2 protein-coding genes are annotated in these 2,529 nt (G+C 33.7%); both read left to right on the plus strand.

The window, feature by feature from the left end; genetic code table 11:
• The first annotated feature begins 18 nt into the window (after window positions 1–18).
• Complete coding sequence (locus tag J7J33_02825) at window positions 19–1,038, plus strand: GDP-mannose 4,6-dehydratase (GenBank protein MCD6168226.1); 1,020 nt, start codon at window positions 19–21, stop codon at window positions 1,036–1,038.
• Window positions 1,035–2,396: a flippase gene (locus J7J33_02830; protein ID MCD6168227.1), complete on the plus strand. Its 1,362-nt coding sequence runs from the start codon at window positions 1,035–1,037 to the stop codon at window positions 2,394–2,396. Before J7J33_02825 ends, J7J33_02830 begins: the two co-directional genes overlap by 4 nt.
• Window positions 2,397–2,529: the final 133 nt, after the last annotated feature.

The raw sequence follows: 2,529 nt of genomic DNA on the forward strand, positions 1-2,529 counted from the left end.
GTTTAAGGAGTTTATTAAGTGCGATACCTAATAACAGGCGGTTGCGGTTTTATGGGAAGCAATTTATCTGCAGAGGTTTTAAAAAGAAAAGAGGAACTCATTATTTTTGATAATCTATATCGCTATGGTTCTTATCAAAATTTAGAGTGGCTAAAATCTCAAGGGGAGTTTAAATTTATCCACGCTGACATAAGAAATGCCAATGATATTGAAAAAGTTATAAAAGATGTAAAACCTGATGTTATTTTTCATCTTGCGGGTCAGGTGGCAATGACCACATCCATAGATAATCCAAGATTTGATTTTGAAGTAAATGCTCTGGGAACATTTAATCTATTAGAAGCAGTTAGAAAGTATGCACCTGAAAGCATAGTGATTTATTCTTCAACAAACAAGGTATATGGTGATTTAGAATGGGTAAGGTATAAAGAGACTGAAACAAGATATATAACTCCAGATTTCCCAAATGGTTTTAACGAATCACTAAGGTTGGATTTTCATTCCCCTTATGGTTGTTCAAAGGGCGTGGCAGACCAGTATATGCTTGATTACGCACGGATGTTTGGATTGAAAACCGTGGTCTTTAGACACTCTTCTATGTATGGAGGTAGGCAGTTTGCCACCTATGATCAGGGCTGGATTGGGTGGTTTTGTCAAAAGGCAATTGAGACAAAGAAAGGTATTTTAAAGGAGCCCTTTACTATATCTGGTGACGGGAAACAAGTAAGAGATGTCTTAAATTCAGATGATGTTATTAGACTTTACTTTGATACAGTGGAAAAAATAGAACAGGCAAAGGGTAAGGCTTTTAATATTGGTGGTGGAATGGAGAATAGTTTATCTTTGCTTGAGTTATTTGACTTTTTAGAAAGAGAGTTGGATTTAAGGCTTCAATACACAAAACTTCCATGGAGGGCAAGTGACCAGAAGGTATTTGTAGCCAACATTGAAAAAGCAAGGAAATTGATTGGATGGGAACCAAAGGTTGATAAGTTCACAGGCATTAGAAAAATGTTAAAGTGGATACAAGAAGAATGATAGGAAGGCTTTCTGTTTCAAGGAATTTCCAAAATTTACACGAACTGATACACTTTTCTGCTGGTTTTAAAAGATATTTTGCAAATACAGGATGGCTTCTTTTTGAAAGAATTTTAAGATTAGTTATTGTTTTTTTTGTAGGTGTATATGTAGCTCGATACTTAGGCCCGGCTAATTATGGATTATTGAGCTATGCAGGAAGTTTTGTAACACTTTTCTTAGCTATTGCCACATTGGGATTAGATAATATTGTTGTCAGGGATTTAGTGAAAGACGAGAGAGAAAGAGACAGATTGCTTGGCACTACCTTTGCTCTTAAATTTATCGGTTCTATTTTACTCTTGGCAATCCTTACCATTGCCGTTAGATTTACCAATAATGACAGTTTTACTAACTTACTTATTTTCATAATTGCTATTGGAACAATTTTTCAATCTTTTAATGTCATAGATTTTTATTTCCGAGCAAAGGTATTGTCAAAGTATGCTGTTTATGCTCGGACAATTTCTGGAATTTCGGTTGCTATTATAAAGCTTTTATTGATATCCCTTGGAGCAGGATTGATATATTTTGCGGCTGTTATGGTGATAGAAAGTGTAATTCTAGCCATAGGTCTTGTAACGGCATACATAAAACAAAAACTGAGTCTATTTAATTGGAAAATAAAATTTGATTTAGCAAAAAGGCTATTAAGAGATTCCTGGCCGCTTATATTATCAGGTGTAGCTATATCTATCTATATGAGAATTGACCAGGTAATGATAAAAAATATGCTTGATGCAAAAGCAGTAGGTAATTACGCAGTAGCAGTTAGATTATCTGAAGTATGGTATTTTATTCCTATGGCTATCACAAGTTCTTTTTTTCCGGCTATTATTAATGCAAAAAAAACAAGTGAGGAACTATACTATGGAAGATTGCAAAAATTATATGATTTGATGACCTGGTTGGCAATAGGCATAGCATTGCCTGTGGCATTATTAGCAAATGATATTATAAGGATACTATTTGGTACACAATACCAAGCTGCTGCGGGTGTATTGAGAATATATGTTTGGGCTGGGATATTTGTATTTTTAGGTGTGGCAAGTAGCCAGTATTTAATAGCCGAAAATTATACCAAAATCTCGTTTTACAGAACATTCATTGGTGCTATAGTTAATGTGGTCTTGAATATTATTATGATACCAAAATATGGGATAAATGGTGTTGCGGTGGCAACAGTGGTATCATATTTTGTTTCAGTTTTCTCAATTGTTTTAATTCCGAAAACTTACAAAAATTCTATTTTAATGCTAAAATCAATTTCAATGTATAGGAGTATTAGAGCAATATTAAATATGAGAGCCACAAGATAACTATGAGGGAAAAAACAAGCTATAAGTTTGCAAATAAAAAGTATATCTCACAATTGCTGAAACATGATATAGACTACTTTAGAGTACCGCTTAAGCTTATAAAAAAATATTGTGATAAGAACATGTCTATAGT

The organism is Caldisericia bacterium (genome assembly GCA_021158845.1).
Lineage (GTDB): Bacteria > Caldisericota > Caldisericia > B22-G15 > B22-G15 > B22-G15.